13 protein-coding genes and 1 tRNA gene are annotated in these 14,671 nt (G+C 69.1%); 6 read left to right on the top strand and 8 right to left on the bottom strand.

Going from position 1 to position 14,671, the window contains the following annotated elements; translation table 11 throughout:
- Positions 1-78: 78 nt before the first annotated feature.
- Together rimP and NPA30_RS09300 are read right to left on the bottom strand one after the other, a co-directional pair.
- Positions 79-672, bottom strand: coding sequence for a ribosome maturation factor RimP (gene rimP / locus NPA30_RS09305; RefSeq protein ID WP_256802346.1), 594 nt, complete (start codon positions 670-672; stop codon positions 79-81).
- Positions 673-926: 254 nt separating this feature from the next.
- Positions 927-3,359: a putative bifunctional diguanylate cyclase/phosphodiesterase gene (locus tag NPA30_RS09300; RefSeq protein WP_256802345.1), complete on the bottom strand. Its 2,433-nt coding sequence runs from the start codon at positions 3,357-3,359 to the stop codon at positions 927-929.
- Between the two features lie 205 nt (positions 3,360-3,564).
- On the opposite strand from NPA30_RS09300, the gene NPA30_RS09295 reads away from it, so the two are divergent.
- The 4 genes from NPA30_RS09295 to NPA30_RS09280 all read left to right on the top strand — a co-directional run bounded on the left by NPA30_RS09295 (position 3,565) and on the right by NPA30_RS09280 (position 8,177).
- Positions 3,565-4,962: an MATE family efflux transporter gene (locus NPA30_RS09295; RefSeq protein ID WP_256802344.1), complete on the top strand. Its 1,398-nt coding sequence runs from the start codon at positions 3,565-3,567 to the stop codon at positions 4,960-4,962.
- Between the two features lie 21 nt (positions 4,963-4,983).
- On the top strand, positions 4,984-5,319 hold the full coding sequence (locus tag NPA30_RS09290) for an HNH endonuclease (protein ID WP_256802343.1): 336 nt from the start codon (positions 4,984-4,986) through the stop codon (positions 5,317-5,319).
- An 85-nt stretch (positions 5,320-5,404) separates the two neighbouring features.
- Positions 5,405-6,577, top strand: coding sequence for a peptidase C39 family protein (locus NPA30_RS09285; RefSeq protein ID WP_256802342.1), 1,173 nt, complete (start codon positions 5,405-5,407; stop codon positions 6,575-6,577).
- 142 nt (positions 6,578-6,719) lie between these two features.
- Positions 6,720-8,177, top strand: coding sequence for a RimK family protein (locus NPA30_RS09280; protein WP_256802341.1), 1,458 nt, complete (start codon positions 6,720-6,722; stop codon positions 8,175-8,177).
- A gap of 318 nt (positions 8,178-8,495) precedes the next feature.
- On the opposite strand, the gene NPA30_RS09275 is transcribed toward NPA30_RS09280, so the two are convergent.
- From NPA30_RS09275 to NPA30_RS09255, 5 genes are all read right to left on the bottom strand, one after another.
- Entirely contained in the window at positions 8,496-8,885 is a 390-nt protein-coding gene (locus tag NPA30_RS09275; RefSeq protein WP_372338776.1) for a septal ring lytic transglycosylase RlpA family protein, read from the bottom strand.
- Positions 8,886-9,074: 189 nt separating this feature from the next.
- Positions 9,075-9,749 (bottom strand): SDR family oxidoreductase, encoded by a 675-nt coding sequence (locus tag NPA30_RS09270; RefSeq protein ID WP_306228811.1) that lies wholly within the window; start codon positions 9,747-9,749, stop codon positions 9,075-9,077.
- 185 nt (positions 9,750-9,934) lie between these two features.
- The gene (locus NPA30_RS09265) at positions 9,935-10,237 is read right to left on the bottom strand and encodes a hypothetical protein (protein WP_256802340.1); all 303 of its coding nucleotides are present in this window, start codon (positions 10,235-10,237) and stop codon (positions 9,935-9,937) included.
- On the bottom strand, positions 10,234-11,394 hold the full coding sequence (gene queG / locus NPA30_RS09260) for a tRNA epoxyqueuosine(34) reductase QueG (protein WP_256802339.1): 1,161 nt from the start codon (positions 11,392-11,394) through the stop codon (positions 10,234-10,236). The genes NPA30_RS09265 and queG overlap by 4 nt, the downstream gene beginning before the upstream one ends.
- Positions 11,395-11,408: 14 nt before the next feature.
- Positions 11,409-12,101 carry a glutathione S-transferase family protein gene (locus tag NPA30_RS09255; RefSeq protein WP_256802338.1) on the bottom strand — a complete coding sequence of 231 codons (693 nt, stop codon included), beginning with the start codon at positions 12,099-12,101 and terminating at the stop codon, positions 11,409-11,411.
- Positions 12,102-12,389: 288 nt separating this feature from the next.
- Here NPA30_RS09255 and NPA30_RS09250 point away from each other — a divergent pair, with 288 nt between their 5' ends.
- The gene (locus NPA30_RS09250; protein ID WP_256802337.1) at positions 12,390-13,277 is read left to right on the top strand and encodes an undecaprenyl-diphosphate phosphatase; all 888 of its coding nucleotides are present in this window, start codon (positions 12,390-12,392) and stop codon (positions 13,275-13,277) included.
- A 40-nt stretch (positions 13,278-13,317) separates the two neighbouring features.
- On the opposite strand, the gene NPA30_RS09245 is transcribed toward NPA30_RS09250, so the two are convergent.
- Complete coding sequence (locus tag NPA30_RS09245; protein WP_256802336.1) at positions 13,318-14,316, bottom strand: complex I NDUFA9 subunit family protein; 999 nt, start codon at positions 14,314-14,316, stop codon at positions 13,318-13,320.
- A 248-nt stretch (positions 14,317-14,564) separates the two neighbouring features.
- Here NPA30_RS09245 and NPA30_RS09240 point away from each other — a divergent pair.
- A tRNA-Leu gene (locus NPA30_RS09240) sits at positions 14,565-14,649 on the top strand.
- Positions 14,650-14,671 lie beyond the last annotated feature (22 nt).

Here is a 14,671-nt window from a genome sequence, read left to right as displayed (position 1 = left end):
GCCCGATGGGTCGGCCCGGCGCTGCGCCGGACCGGCCTCGGCGGAAACCGGCGCACCCTTGCGCCGGATCCCGTGTCCTCAATCGTCCGCCTCGTCGGCGGTGTTGTCGTTGTCGCCGCTGTAGTCCCCCCGGCGCGCCGCCTTGTCGGCCTTCAGCGAGGCCTCGACGAGTGCGTCGGTCAGGATCAGGCGGGCATCGGCGATGGCGTCGAAGGCGATGTCGACGCGTGCCGCCTCGTTCGGTGCCGGCTGGTCGCGGTCGAGCGTGATGCCGTCCTCGCCCACGTCGACCACGGTGCCGCGATAGCGCTTGCGCCCGTCGACGATGCGGCTGGTCTCCAGCTTCAGGAGATGGCCGGCCCAGGTCTTGAAGTCCGAGCGGCGCACCAGCGGCCGGTCGATCCCCGGCGAGGACATTTCTAGATTGTACTCGCGCTCGATCGGATCCTCGACGTCAAGGACCGGCGAGATGGCGCGGCTCGCCGCCTCGCAGTCTTCGATCGACATCGTCCCGTCCGGCCGCTCGGCCATGATCTGCAGGGTCATGCCGTTCAGTCCGGAGATGCGCACCCGCACCAGCCGGTAGCCGAGCTGCTCCAGGACCGGCTCCACGATGGCCGCGATGCGGGCCTCGAGGCCGTCTTCGATGATGATGCGCGCGTCGTCCGTCACGGGGCTCCGATACGTCGTCTGCGACCGGGCGCCGAAGGCGCCGGCCTGGCTTCTGCGACCATCCCCGCGGCGCGCCGAGCGCCTACACCGGACCCCGATAACAAAAAAGAGCGGGACCGGCAGGACCCACTCTCACGATCGCATCGCAGAGAATTTGAAGCTCCTATACAGGCTCGGGCCCCGCGCATCAAGACCGAGATCGATCGCAGCCTCCGATCATCGTTCGACCGCGCCCGGGCGCCGTGTCCGACGACTCAGCTGCGGGCCTCACGCTCGGTCGCCGGCGGCGGCATCCGCTTCGCCCAGGCCGCGTCGATCTCGGCGAGCATCTTCGGCAGGTCGCCCGCCGGCCGGGGCTTGGAGAAGAGGTAGCCCTGCATCTCGCTGCAGCCCTCGGCGATGAGCAGCCGCATCTGGGCCTCCGTCTCGACGCCCTCGGCGATCACCGGAATGCCGAGGGCCTTGCCGAGGCCGATCACGGCCCGCACCACGGCGAGGTTCTCGGCGACCTCCAGGCGTCGGACGAAGGACTGGTCGATCTTGATCTTGCTGAAGGAGAAGCGGCTGAGATAGGCGAGCGAGGAATAGCCGGTGCCAAAATCGTCCATCGCCACGACAACGCCCAGCGTCCGCAGCGCGCCGAGGGTGCGGCGTACGTTCTCGGTGTCGTCGAGGAGCAGCGATTCGGTCACCTCGATCTGCAGGCGGTCCGGCCGCAGCCCGGAGGCTGCCAGCGCCGCCTCGACCCGGGCGGGCAGGTTGCGGCTGCGCACCTGCAGCGGCGACACGTTGACGGCGATCGACATGTGGGCCGGCCAGTCGGCCGCCTGACGGCAGGCGCTCTCGAGCGCCCAAGTGCCGATCGCCTGGATCAGCCCCAGCTCTTCGGCGAGCGGCACGAAGACGCCCGGCGCGATCAGCCCGCGCTCGGGGTGGCGCCAGCGCAGCAGCGCCTCGAAGCCGCAGACCGCCCGCCGGGCCGTGTCGACGAGGGGCTGGTAGTGGAGCTCCAGCTCGCCGCGCTCGAGCGCCGAGGCGAGATCGGTCTCCAGCGCCCGGCGGCGGCTGACCTCCTCGCGCATGTAGGGCGAGAAGAAGCAGAAGGCGCTGCGCGGGCTCGCCTTGGCGCGCGACAGGGCGAGTTCGCAGTCCTGCAGCAGTTCGTCCGGATCGGCCGAAGTTGTCTCGAACCGGCCGCCGAAGGCCGCGATGCCGATCGCGACGTCCACCTGCACCTCTCGGCCGGCGGCCACGAGCGGCTCGGCGAAGGCCGCGACGATCGCGCCCGCCAGCTCGTTCGCCGCCTCCGGCTGCGGTCCGCTCGCCTGCAGCACGGCGAACTCGTCGCCACCGAAGCGGGCCACCATGTCCCCCGCGCCGACGCAGTGCTCGAGGATGTCGGCCACCCGCTGCAGCAGTGCGTCGCCGACCGGCAGGCCGTAGGCGTCGTTGATCTGGCGGAAGGCCTTGATGTCGAGCGCGAAGACGGCGAAGGCCGTCTCCGGCTCGGCCAGCACCTGCTCGAGCCGGCGCCGGAAGGCGCGCCGGTTGGCGACGTCGGTAAGCGCGTCATGGCTCGCCAGGCGATCGGCCCGCTCGGCGACCTTGTGCAGCTCGGTCACGTCTTCGAGCGTGATCAGCAGGCCCCGCTCGCGCAGGCCGCGCCGGCGCACGCTGAGGATCCCGCCATCGGGCCGCTGATACTCGAACTCGGCCGTCTCGTCCGGCCGCAGAACCTGACGGAAGCGCTGGTCCAGAAGGAGGTCGCCGGCCGGGGTCCCGAGCGGCACGTCGCCGAACAGGCGAGCGAAGGCGTGATTGTAGATGACGAGGTTGAACTGGCCGTCCAGCATGCAGAGCGCCTGCGTCATGTTGTTGAGCGCGGCCTCGAACCGGCTCTGCTGCAGGCTCAGGCGCCGGTCGAGCCTCTGCGTGTCCGAGCGCATCGTCTTGACCGTCTTCTGCCAGTGCAACTGCATCTCGCGCAGCGCGGCGAAGAGCTCGCGGATCTCGCTGGAGCCGGCCTCGGTGGTCGTCGGCTCCATCCGTCCGCGCGTCATGTCGCGGATCGACTCGACGGCTGCGCCGAGCGCCCGAACGATGTCGCGCAGGAGGAAGAAGACCCCGACAAAGGCGATCAGCATCGCCGCGCCGAGCAGAAGCCAACCCCGGCGGGCAGCGGTCTCGATGTCCCTGCGATGGCGTTCGTCCAGTCCCGCGAACTCGCGGCGGACATCGCCGGCGATGCTGTCGAGGCTGTCGGAGATGCGCTCGAGCTCACGCAGGAGCATGCGCTGGCTGATCCGCCCCATCCCGGCGCGCAGCCGCGTCAGCGGATAATACAACCGCTCGATCTCCTCGGCGGAGGCGGCCAGCAGCGGCTGGTCGCGCATCGCGCGCAGATGCTCGACGATCGCGTCGAGCCCCTCGACGACCGTCGACGCGTCGACCGGAGCGACGGGATCGTTGCTGGGTGCGAGCGTGACGAGTTCGGCATAGCGGCTGTGGATCACCGCCGTGTCGATCTTGGCGGTCTGCAGATGCACGAGGAGGTCGAGGGCGTCGCGGTAGGTGCGGTCGGCCCGTGCCTGCGATTCGAGCTGGGCACGGTGCAGCGAGATGCCGAAGGCGATCGCGATCAGCGCGAACACCAGCCCGCATGCGATCAGCTTGCTGCGCAGGGACATCGTCGCTCCGGCGGTGCTCCTCGACGTGATCAAGGCAATTTTGCCTCGACTGTTAAGCTCTACTGTACATTTGTTGCCATGATCTTACCGTTCGGAACGTGGAGCCGCTCGCCTTGAGCGCTCGCCGGCACTCGCCGCTGGACAAGCCTTGCCGGGCTTCCTAAAGCGCTCGGGCGGCGGCGCCGCGTGTCCAGCGGAGGCGACGATGTCCAGTACCGAGCTCGAAGCCGCGCCGGCGCGCGCGAAGGCCGAGAGCTGGGGCTCGCACCTTCGCGCCACGCTCGCCCTCGGCTTGCCGCTGGTCGGGGCGCAGCTGGCGCAGACGGCGATCAACGTCACCGACACGGTGATGATGGGCTGGCTCGGCGCACGCGAGCTCGCCGCCGGTCTGCTCGCGACGCAGCTCTTCTTCCTCGTCTGGATGTTCGGCTCGGGCTTCGCCCATGCCGTCATGCCGCTCGCAGCCGACGCCGAGGGACGCGGCGACCCCCGCGGCGTGCGCCGCTCGGTCCGCATGGGCATCTGGCTCCTGTCGGCCTACGCGCTCCTCGTCCAGATCCCGCTCTGGCACACCGAGACGATCCTCGTCTGGCTCCGGCAGGAACCCGAGACGGCCGCACTCGCCGGCGCCTACATGCGGGTGCTGCAATGGGGCATGCTGCCGGCGCTGCTCCTGATGGTGCTGCGCTCCTATCTCGCCGTGCTGTCGCGCGCCCATGTGGTGCTCTGGGCGACGGCCGCCGGCGCCCTCCTCAACGGTGTCCTCGACTACGCGCTGATCTTCGGCCGCTTCGGCGCCCCGGCATTCGGCGTGGTCGGCGCCGCGGCGGCCTCGCTCGGCACGCATGTCGCGATCTTCCTGATGCTCCTCGCCTACACGCTGACCCGGCCGGCGCTGCGCAAGTACGAGCTCTATGCACGCTTCTGGCGGCCCGACTGGCCGGCGCTCGGCGAGGTGCTGCGGCTCGGCTGGCCGATCGGTGCGTCCATCGTCGCGGAAGTCGGGCTCTTCTACGCCGCCTCGATCATGATGGGCTGGCTCGGCACCATCGCACTCGCCGCGCACGGCATCGCGCTGCAGCTCGCGTCGACCGCCTTCATGATCCCGCTCGGCCTGTCCAACGCCGCGACCATCCGCGTCGGGCTCGCCTACGGGCGCGGCGACCGGATCGGCCTGGCGCGCGGCGCGACGGTGGTTCTCGCCGTCGCCGCGGTGATCGCGCTCCTGTGCGCCAGCCTGTTCTGGACGCTACCGGCCTGGCTGATCGGCCTCTATCTCGATCCGGGCAATCCGAATGCCGGCGAGGTGCTGCTCTTCGCCGTGCCCCTCCTCGGCATCGCCGCCGCCTTCCAGATCGTCGACGCGCTGCAGGTGATCGGCGCCGGACTGCTGCGCGGACTGAAGGACACCCGCACCCCGATGCTGCTGGCAGTCACCGGCTACTGGTTGATCGGGCTGCCGGCCGCCTATCTCCTCTGCTTCGTCGCCCATTGGGGGGCGAGCGGCATCTGGTGGGGCCTCGCCATCAGCCTCGCGATCGCTGCCGTGGTGCTCAACTGGCGCTTCCACCGTCGCGAGGCGCTCGGCCTGATGACCCGGTAGCAGGTACACGGAAACGGGGTCGTGCCGAAAGCGAAGTGGCGCGAGAAGGAGCTGGCGGCGCTGGCCGCGGAACGAGCGTCTGCCGACACGCCGAACGCCTGCTGGCTCTGCGGCCGGCCGCTCGGGCGCCGGGTCGAGTGGCATCATCCGCTGCCCAAGAGCCGCGGCGGGCGGGCGACGGTGCCAGTCCATCCGATCTGCCACCGCACCCTACACGCCACATTCACCAATCACGAGCTGGCGCGGCTGGAGGCGTCCGGCGAGCGCCTGAGCGACGTGCCGCAGCTGCAGCCGTTCCTGCGCTGGATCGCCGGCAAGCCGCCCGACTTCTACGCCCCGACGCGCGGCCGGCGCTGAGCCGGTGCCATCCTGCGGCGGCGAGGCCGGTCGCCACCCGTCTGCGCCGGGCGTATGAAGAGGGGCTCACCTGCGGAGCGATTCGATGGCATCCCCTGCGCGTTCCCTTACCCCTGCCTCACCGGCCGCGGCGCCCACCGCACCGACCACGGCCATTCGCCTGCGGCTCGCGACACTCGCCGATCTCGACCGCCTGGTGGCGCTGGAGAATGCGGTGTTCGACGCCGACCGCATCTCGCGCCGCTCCTTCCGGGCGCTGCTGCAGTCGCCGAGTGCCAGCATCGTGCTCGCCGAGACGAGCGACAAGGAAGCGGCGCTGCTTGGCTACGGGGCACTCCTGTTCCGGGCCGGCACGGCGCTCGCGCGGCTTTATTCGCTCGCCGTTTCACGTGAATCGAGCGGCCGCGGCATCGGCCGGACGCTCCTGAAAGCGGTCGAACGGGAGGCGTTCGAGCGCGACCGCATCGCGCTCCGGCTCGAGGTGCGCGAGGACAATACCCGCGCCATCGGCCTCTATCGCAGCGAGGGCTTCCGGCCGATCGGGCGCTACCTCGACTACTACGCCGATCACATGCCGGCGCTGCGCTTCGAGAAGACGCTGCGCGGCGACCTGCCGCTCGATGGCGGCGTGCCCTACTACGAGCAGACCACCGACTTCACCTGCGGCGCCTGCTGCCTGATGATGGCGCTCGCGCGCGACGTGCCGGGCACGCTGATGAGCCCGGTGCTGGAGCTGCGCCTGTGGCGCGAGGCGACGACGATCTTCATGATGTCAGGGCCTGGCGGCTGCGATCCCTACGGCCTGGCGGTCGCCGCCCACGAGTTCGGGCTCGCCTCCGAGATCCACGTGTCGGAGCCGGGCGGCCTCTTCCTCGACAGCGTGCGCAGCGCCGAAAAGCAGAAGGTGATGGCCGTCGTCCAAGAAGATTTCCGAGCCCGGGCGGAGGCGTATAGTATTCCCGTCCTGATCCGTCCGTTCACCGTCGCCGACATCCGCGAAGCGATCGCCGCCGGCAAGACCGCGGTCGTGTTGATCTCCGGCTACCACATGTTCGGCAAGAAGGTGCCGCACTGGGTTCTGGCCCATGGCGACGACGGGCGGCACATCGTGATCCACGACCCTTGGGTCGAGGACGAGCGCGGCGAAACGATCGCCGACGCCGCCAGCCTGCCGATCCCCTACGCCACCTTCGACCGCATCGCCCGCTTCGGCAAGATCGGCCTGCGGGCGGCGGTTTTTCTCAGCCGACGCGGCTGAACTCTTCACCTCGACCGTCGGCGCGATAAAGTGCAGCGCCACGCGCTGCCGCCATGATTTGGCTGCAATGGCCGACCCGATTTCGCTGACCCACCCGCGGCCGTTCCGCCTTGTCTCCTGAGGCGGCATTTCGAGAGAACCGATGTCACAATGGGTCATACTGGTCGGCCGGCCCTCCGACCTCGACAATGCCGCGACCCCGCACAAGATCATGACCAGCCGCGACTACATCGCGCGTCCGGCGCTGTTTCGAGGCCAGCGCCCGAAGATCATCAACCTCTCGCGCACCTACGCCTATCAGAGCCGCGGCTACTATGCCTCGCTGCTCGCCGAGGCCCGCGGCCACCGCATCGTGCCGTCCGTGGAGACGATGATCGACCTGTCGGAGAAGAAGCTCTACGAGAACGCCCTGCCCGAGCTCGACGCGGTCCTGGCGCGAGCCTTCGGCAAGACCGACGAGCGGCCGGCCTCGCCGATCCGGATCTATTTCGGCTTCTGCGACGAGCCGAAGCTCGAGCGCTTCGGCAAGCTGGTGTTCGACTGGTTCCGCGCCCCGGCGCTCGAGATCACCCTCGAGAGCGACACCGAAGTGCCGAAGATCCGCAAGATCGGCTTTGCCCCGCTCGGCAAGCTCGACGCCGTCGAGACGAGCCGGCTGCACGCCGCGCTCGCCCGCTACACGGCGCGCGAATGGCGGCCCGGCAAGGCGAAGACGCCGGCTAAGTATACCTTCGCCACCCTCTACGATCCGAAGGAGCAGCTGCCGCCCTCCTCGGTCGACAGTCTGAAGCACTGGGCGCGGATCGCCGGCCGCATGGGCGTCGACGTCGAGCCCATCACGCGGAAGGATCTGCCGCGGCTCGCCAATTTCGATGCGCTGTTCATCCGCGAGACGACCTCGATCTCCGACCACACCTATCGCTTCGCCCGCCGTGCGGTGCAGGAGGGAATGCCCGTCATCGACGACCCGATCTCGATGATCCGCTGCACCAACAAGGTCTATCTGAACGAGCTGATGGAGGCGAACGGGGTCGGCACGCCGCCCTCGGTGATGATCGGCGGCAAGGAGGACTTCGAGCGCGCCTGCGACGACCTCGGCTTTCCGATGGTCTTGAAGATCCCCGACGGCTCGTTCTCGCGCGGCGTGAAGCGTGTCGCCGATCGCGCCGAGCTGGAGGCCCTTGCGACCGCCTGGCTCGAGGACACCGACCTCCTGATTGCGCAGAAATACATGCCGACCGAGTTCGACTGGCGGATCGGCGTTCTTGGCGGACAGCCGCTCTTTGCCGTGCAGTACATGATGGCCAAGGCGCACTGGCAGATCATCAATCACGACCGGCCCGGCCGGCCGGACGAGGGCCGCTTCAAGGCCTTCACCCTTCCCGACGCGCCGCCTGAGGTGCTCGACTGCGGCCTCAGGGCGGCGCGCTGCATCGGCGACGGCTTCTACGGTGTCGATCTCAAGGAGACCCGCGACGGGCTGTTCCTGATCGAGGTCAACGACAATCCGAACCTCGAGCACGGGGTCGAGGACTTCGCCGAAAAGGACGAGGTCTGGACCCGCCTCACCCGCTGGTTCATCGACCGCATCGAGCGCTGAAGGACAGACCGGCGCGGCTTCGCCTCGACGCCGAGCGACCGGTCGGGCGGCCGGGATCTCGGTCATGGCCTCGCCGATCGTTCCAGACGAGCTCTGGACCCGACCGATCACCGCCTCCAGACGATCCAGCGCCTTGTTGAGGTCGATGCGCAAGTGGTCGAGTCCGGGCGGGCATCTCGGAGCGGATCCCGCCTGTCGAGCCGACCTTCGGCGAGCCCGCTCAGCGCGTCGTCGATCTCGGCCACGGTCCGCACGCGCTGGGTGACTGCGGTTGCGGCGGCCATCTCCTCCTGCGGCCGCCGCCATCGAACAGCGTGATCAGGCGCAGCTGATGCCGCCGTCGCTGTCCGCCGGCTGGATCTGCACCCGCGTATGGCCGGCCTGGATGAAACCGAGCTTGCGGGCAGCGCCGCGCGACAGGTCGATCACCCGGCCCTTGATGAACGGACCCCGGTCGTTGATCCGCACGACCACCGTGCGGCCGTTCTTGAGGTTGGTGACCCTGACGCGGGTGCCGAGTGCCAGCGTGCGGTGGGCGGCGGTCATGGCGTCCGGGTTCATCATCTCGCCGGAGGCGGTGCGCGAGTTGAGCGCATACCAGGAGGCGCCCCCGCAGGAGGTTTTGGCGGCCGCGGGTGTGACGAGTGGCGGCGTGACGGCGGAACTGAGAGCGAGCAGCAGCGTGGCGACGAGCGTCGTCTTGGTCAATAGTCCGTACCTTATCCCGTTGTACTTGCGCGGGAATCGGTTGGATCAGACCCCTCGGAACCCCCGTCGGAACCCCGCGCCGGTTCGGGCGTTTGATGGTCGGTTCTGGCAAAAACGTGACGGTTCCCTGCCGCAAGCGTTCCGCGTACGCTTCCGCCGCCGGTTACCTTCCTCTGAAACCCCCGCGAATCAGGGCGTTAGAACGTTTTTCAGCCCTTCTCGATAAGTCGGAAATAAAAATTCGTAGCCGGCGGATTTTAGCCGTTCGTTCCGCACCCTTTTGTTCTCGCCGTAGAACGAACGTGCCATCGGCGTGAGATCGGCCGTGTCAAATGCGATCTCCGCAGGGGGATCGATGCCGAGGAGGCCGGCCGCATAGGCCACGACATCCTGGGGCGGTGCCGGCTCGTCGTCCGTCACGTTGAAGACGCCACCGCGCGCCTGAGCCGACAAGAGCCGGAGCGCGCCCGCGATGTCGGCAACGTGGATGCGGTTGAACACCTGGCCCGGCTTCACCAGCCGCCGCGCGGTGCCGGCTCGCAGATTTTCGATTGCGCTGCGCCCGGGGCCGTAGATGCCGGACAGCCTGAGGATCGCGAGCGGCACGTCGCGCGCATCCGCCAGCGCCTGCCAGCCGGCCTCGGCCTCGACGCGCTGCACCGACCGTTTCGACACCGGTCTGAGAGGCCCAGTCTCGTCGACCCACGCGCCGCCATGATCGCCGTAGACCCCGACCGTCGAAAGATACCCGATCCAGCGCAGGGCAGGCATCTGATCGAGAACGCGGGAGCGCTGGGTCGCGAGCACCGGGTCGCCGGCTTCGCCCGGCGCGATCGAGATCAGGAGATGCGTGGTGACGGCCAAGGCTTCGGCAATGCCCGCCTCGGCGTCCCCTCCATCGAAACGGAAGGCCGGCATGCCATCGGCGCGAAAGTGCTCGAGCTTGTCCGCGGAGCGGCTCGTTACGCCGACGGCACGAGCGCCGGCGGGCAGGCGATGAATGAAATGCGAGGCCGAGTAGCCACAGCCGAAGACGAAGAGCCGCATGGTCACGCCATCTCATTCGCTCTGCCGCCGAGCGACGTCAGGGCCCCGATCTCGAGATGGCCGATCCGCAGGTGGCCGATGTCGCCCTGCTTCAGCGTGGCGCGCCCGACCGACAGGCGCCCGATGGCGAACGCGCCGACGGCGATTGCGCCCAGCGCGAGCCCGCCCAGCGACAGCGCGCCGACGGCCGCCGCGCCGAGCGCCGTCGCGCCCACAGCCGTCGCCGGCCGGACGTCACCGCGCAGCGCGGCGCACGCCTTCTCGTAAGAGGTCCGGTTGTGTTCTCGTATCGAGTGCGATGTCATCGCTCCGCTCCTTCATCGATGGCCGCCCACTCTGCGCAGACGGCTGTGTCGTCCTCGTCGGCCAGCCGCGCCGGACGAGCAAGGCGGCTGCGTTGCGGGTCGAGGCGTGCGAGCGCCCAGACGGCCATGGCCCGCACGACCGGCGCCGGGTCGCCGAGCAAGCGTTCCACCAGCGGAACGAGCCCTTCTTCTCCAGAGTTTCCTGCCGCAATGAGGCAGTTCGAGACGAACTTGTCGCGCCCGATCCGCTTGATCGGCGAGCCGGAAAAGAGCGCCCGGAAGCCCGCATCGTCGAGCGCCAGCAGGCGGTCGAGCGGCGGCGCACCAAGGTCCTCGCGCGCCCGCAGCTTCGCCTCGCGCCCGGCCTCAGCGAACTTGTTCCATGGACAGACGGCGAGGCAGTCGTCGCAGCCATAGATCCGGTTGCCGATGGCCGGCCGCAGCTCGCGCGGCACGGCGCGCTTCGTTTCGATCGTGAGATAGGAGATGCAGCGGCGCGCATCGAGCCGGTAGGGCTGCGGAAAGGCGTCGGTCGGACAGGCATCCTGGCAGGCGCGGCAGGAGCCGCACAGGTCGCGGCCCGGCCTGTCCGGCTCGAAGCGGATGGTGGTGAAGATCGAGCCGAGGAACAGCCAGGAGCCGAAGTCGCGGCTCACGAGATTGGTATGCTTGCCCTGCCAGCCAAGGCCTGCCGTCTCGCCGAGCGGCTTTTCCATCACCGGCGCGGTGTCGACGAAGACCTTCACGTCGTGACCCGCGCCCGCGCGGGCGACAAGCCGCGACGCCAGTTCCTTCAGCTTGCCCTTGATCACGTCGTGATAGTCGCGGTGGCGGGCATAGACCGAGATGGCGCCCCGGTCGGGCCGCGACAGGATCGACAGCGGGTCCTCCTCAGGCCCGTAGTTCAGCCCGAGCACCACGATCGAGCGCACCTGCGGCCACAAGGCCTTCGCCGAGCGCCGGCGTGCGGCCGTCTCCGGCAGCCAGTCCATCGTCCCGTGCAGGCCCGCGGCGACGAAGGCGTCGAGCCGCTCGCCGAGGACGACATCGGTTTCGGCCAGAGCGAAGCCCACGGCGTCAAAGCCGAGGCGCCGGGCGTCCTCGCACACGAAATCCTTCAGCGCGTTCCGCGCGAGGGGAAGGGCCGGGGCGGTCATGCCCCCTCAATAGTCTAAAAGTCGAGTTCGGCGTAATGCGGCACCGGCGGAATGCCGCGCACCCGCTCGGTCAGGAAGGGCCGGAAGGAGGGGCGCGACTTGATCCGCACGTACCATTCCTTGGCGGCCGGCTCCTTCTCCCAGGCGATCTCGCCGAGATAGTCGAGGATCGAGAAGGCGGCCGCGGCGGAGAAGTCGGCATAGGACAGGCGGGGGCCGGCGAGCCAGTTGCGGCTCTCGGCGAGCCAGCCGACATAGCGCAGGTGATGCTTGAGGTTGGCCCGTGCGGCACGAATCGCCGCGGCATCGGGTGGGCCGCCGCCCTCCTCCGGCCGCATGTCCAGCTTGTAGACCCGCTCGCGCACCAGATAGCGCGTCACCTCCGCCTCGAGCTTGAGGAGAAACCACTCGGTCAGGCGCCGCATCTCCGCCCGCTCGATCGGCTTCTCGGCCAAGAGCCGCCGGTCGCGCTGGAAGGCACCCCGGGTCTCGTCGAGATACTCCCCGATGACGACGCCGCCGACGATCGGCGGCCCGTTGTCCTCGATCAGGATCGGCAACGTCGCCGCCGGGTTCAGCGCCAGAAACTCCTTGCGCCGCTCCCAAGGCCGCTCCTCCAGCATCTCGGCGCGCTCGCCGTATTCGCCGAGCACGAGGCGCACGAAGCGGGAGGCGGTCGACATGGGATGGTGGTGGAGCCTGAGCATCGTGTGTGATGTGTCCGACCGGATACGCGAGCCGGCTTCGAGAAGGGTCATGACGACTTTAGACGCTGCCTGGTTAACGGCATCTAACCCGCCGCAACCACTGGGAAATCCTTAAAAGCGCCCAGTCTCGCGGGCTGCTTCCTGTCAGCGACATAGGCCGGGTGTCCGGCGACGCAAGCCGTCCGCAGCCAGCTTCGCTCGGCGGGAGGACCGGTGGTCGGCCACAAAACAGCCTCAGGTCAGCGCCACCGCGGTAGATCACGCGACGCACGCTAAGCCGGGATGACGATGCAGAACTCCGCCCTCGACGCCGTCATTCTCGGCCTCACCGAAGGCCTCACCGAATTCCTGCCGGTTTCCTCGACCGGCCACATCCTGCTGCTCGGCCAGTTCCTCGGCTTCCGCTCCACCGGCCACGTCTTCGAGGTGGTGATCCAGCTCGGCGCGGTTCTGGCGATCGTGGTGGTCTATTTTGCCCGGCTCTGGCAGCTGGCGACCAGCCTGCCCTCCAGCCCGCGCAGCCGGCGGTTCGTCGCCGGCATCGCGCTCGCCTTCCTGCCGGCGGCGATCATCGGCGTCATCGCGCATGACTTCATCAAGCGCGTCCTGTTCGAGACGCCGATGGTGATCTGCGTGGCGCTCCTGGTCGGCGGGATCCTGCTCCTCGTCATCGACCGCCTGCCGCTGAAGGTGCGCTACCGCGACGTGATGGACTACCCGCTGTCGCTCTGCCTGAAGATCGGGTTCTTCCAGTGCCTGGCTCTGATCCCGGGCACCTCGCGCTCGGGATCGACGATTGCCGGCGCGCTGCTCCTCGGCACCGACAAGCGCTCGGCCGCCGAGTTCTCCTTCTTCCTGGCGATGCCGACGATGGCCGGTGCCTTCGTCTACGACTTCTACAAGAGCCGCGACCTGCTTTCCTCGTCGGACCTCTGGCTGATCGCGATCGGCTTCGCCGCGGCCTTCGTCGCGGCCGTGGTGGTGGTGCGGGTGCTGCTCGATTTCGTCTCGCGCCACGGCTTTGCGCCCTTCGCCTGGTGGCGGATCGGCGTCGGCCTGGTCGGGATCGTACTGCTCCTCACCGTGAGCCCGGCGCCGAAGCCGCACGAGATCGACGCCGACCTGGCGCTGCGCGGCGACCGCGTCACCGATCACGGCGCGCCGCGCGCCGAGTGAGCCGGACGGCCTGCCTCGCTTCGGGTCGGCGCCCCCGAGATCAGACGAGCTCGGTCGGCCCCTGGGCGTCGGAGCCGGTGCCGACGCGGGTGAACTGGCCCAGCGGACGGAAGCGCACGAGATAGGTCGGCAGGATCGTCTCGAGCGATGTCGGGCGGATGCCGAAGGCGGCCAGAGTACGCCCCTCCGCGATCGCGGCGTCGGCGACGACGTTGTCGCGGCGCAGCTGCGTCACCTGGTCGGGCGTGAGCGGCTGGCCCGGGACATATTGCGCGAGTTTCGCCAGTCGGCTCGCGAGGCCGAAGGGCAGGCTCATCAGCGCGCGCTTGCGGTCGATGACCTCGAGCATATCCTCCATCAGCTCACGGAAGGTCCGGATCTCCGGGCCTCCGAGCTCGTAGATGGTGCCGCCGGCCACCTTGCCCTGCACCGTCTCGGCGATCGCCTCGGCGACGTCGTTGACGTAGACCGGCTGGAAGTGGGTCGTGCCGCCGCCGATCAGCGGCAGCGCCGGGGCGAAGCGCGCCATCCCGGCGAAGCGGTTGAAGAAGTCGTCCTCGGGCCCGAACAGGAGCGAGGGGCGCAGCACGTAGGCGCCGGGCAGCGTCTCGAGCACGGCTTGCTCGCCCGCCGCCTTGGTTCGGGCGTAGAGGCTGTCGGACGCGGCGTCCGCGCCGATCGCCGACACCTGCGTCATCCCCGCCCCGATCGCCTTCGCGGCTTCGGCGACGCCGCGCGCGCCCTCAAGATGCAAGGCACGGAAGCTCTGCCGGCCCGATTCGGCGAGGAGCCCCACGAGGTTGACGACGTGGTCGGCGCCTTCCACCGCCCGGTCGACCGACCAGCGATAGCGCAGATTCGCCTGAACCGGATGCACCTGGCCCATGTTGCCGGCCGGCTGCAGATGGTAGGCGAGATCCGGCCGGCGGGTGCCGACACGCACCCGGAACCCGCGCTTGGCCAGGGCCCGAACGACGTAACGTCCGAGGAAGCCCGTGCCGCCGAACACCGTGACCAGCCTGTCCTTGTCCACCGTCATCGTCTGCCGCCTCTCGTCGTGCCGTCCGCGCTCATGTCATTTCGCGTCTCAATACCGGCAAACGCGCCGGGCGGAAAGGCTTTTGCCGTTCCGGCGCGGCGGAGTGAGCGACCCGCCCCTGGCGGCGGCTGACCGACCCGCTGCAAGCGTCCGCCGGCGGGGCGACGGAGCGCCCTGACGCAGCCGCCGCACGAAGCGGCAGAAGGCCGTTGACACGCTCTCTTCATAAAACTAAAGGTCCCCGCCGTGCCCAGGTGGCGGAATTGGTAGACGCGCACGGTTCAGGTCCGTGTGCCGCGAGGCGTGAAGGTTCGAGTCCTTTCCTGGGCACCAATCCCGCAAGTCGACAGTGATC

Origin of the sequence: Mangrovibrevibacter kandeliae, from assembly GCF_024519155.1 — a bacterium.
Taxonomy (GTDB): domain Bacteria; phylum Pseudomonadota; class Alphaproteobacteria; order Rhizobiales; family Rhizobiaceae; genus Mangrovibrevibacter; species Mangrovibrevibacter kandeliae.
Note: the sequence above shows the minus strand (reverse complement) of the source record. Positions and strands in the feature narration are given on the sequence as shown.